This is a genomic window from Endozoicomonas sp. SESOKO3 (assembly GCF_024606255.1).
On record NZ_JAHHPR010000406.1, the window covers coordinates 1 to 1,170 of the forward strand.

Consider the following 1,170-nt stretch of genomic DNA (forward strand, 5'->3'; position numbering starts at 1 on the left):
CCTCTGGCTTGTTCGGGATATTGCAGGACAGCACCATACGACAAATCCTGCTTAAACAGCCAAAAGTGACCAGTACCGGAGCTTCGAGCCCAACCGGTGCACTTGCAGGAGAGTTGAAACACAGCAGGATTGAAGAAGTGGTCAATTATGCCGGAGCCGTCAAAACAACCGGTTTTCGCAGTCATGCCGGAGGCATAGCGGGCAGTGTTTCTGATAGCGTCATTCGCGATAGTGTGAACACCGGCACCGTTTCCACAACGGGAAGCGCCAGTACCGGCGGTATCGCTGGGGTAGCCGATCAGACATCGTCTGTATCAAACAATCTGAACATCGGAAAAATAACGCCCAAAAACAAACAGGACTCACCTACCGGTGGCATTGTCGGAAGGCTGAAAGGCGATAGCGTTGCCAACAACAATGTCAATACCGGTGAGATTAATGCCAGCAATAGCGGAGATTCCGGAGGAATTGCAGGAGTAGCAACAGCAGCCAGAGTTTTACATAACCTGAACACCGGAAAACTTGCTTCCTATTATGTGCAAGGCGCTGAATTCAGGGGAGGTGGAAGCGTTGGCGGAATTGCGGGGGAAGCGAACAGCCAAACCCTGGTCAGCAAAAATCTCAATACCGGTAGTATTTACGGAAAGTTCAACGCCTACGTGGGTGGAATAAGTGGGCAATCGGTCAACGCTCCTGTTGTTGAAAATGTGAACGCCGGACCTGTCACTTCCGACGGCTATCTTGCAGATATCGGGGGTATTGCCGGAATGGTGAGAGGTGGAAGCATTCATGACAACCTGAACGCCGGAGCAGTCATTAACAAAGGGGATACGAGTCAAGCCGGTGGCATTTCTGCGAAGGCTCGCTGGACCTGGGTTTACAACAATGTTAATACGGGCTCCGTTAGTGCGACCGAGCTAGAAAGCGCTGCAGTTGCAGACATTTACAATACACATGCAGGCAACATTAAGAATAACCTGGATACTTTCACAAAGTATCGCTGGGTTTCTGTTTCTAGCTGGAGTGGATATAATACAGGTGTCGTACGACTATCAAAAACTGCTCTCAAATCAGGCTTACACGGTTTGAACAGCACACTCTGGAATACCGGTGATGCAACACAGCTGCCAATGCTCAGAGCCGTTAACACTGTCTCTTATACACATCTCC

The 1,170-nt window shown here is 49.9% G+C and carries 1 protein-coding gene; it reads left to right on the plus strand.

Translation table 11 applies throughout. The features are described from left to right. Positions 1–20: 20 nt before the first annotated feature. On the plus strand, positions 21–1,170 hold a 1,150-nt coding region (locus KDK18_RS07060), incomplete at its 3' end, for a hypothetical protein (protein WP_257254174.1).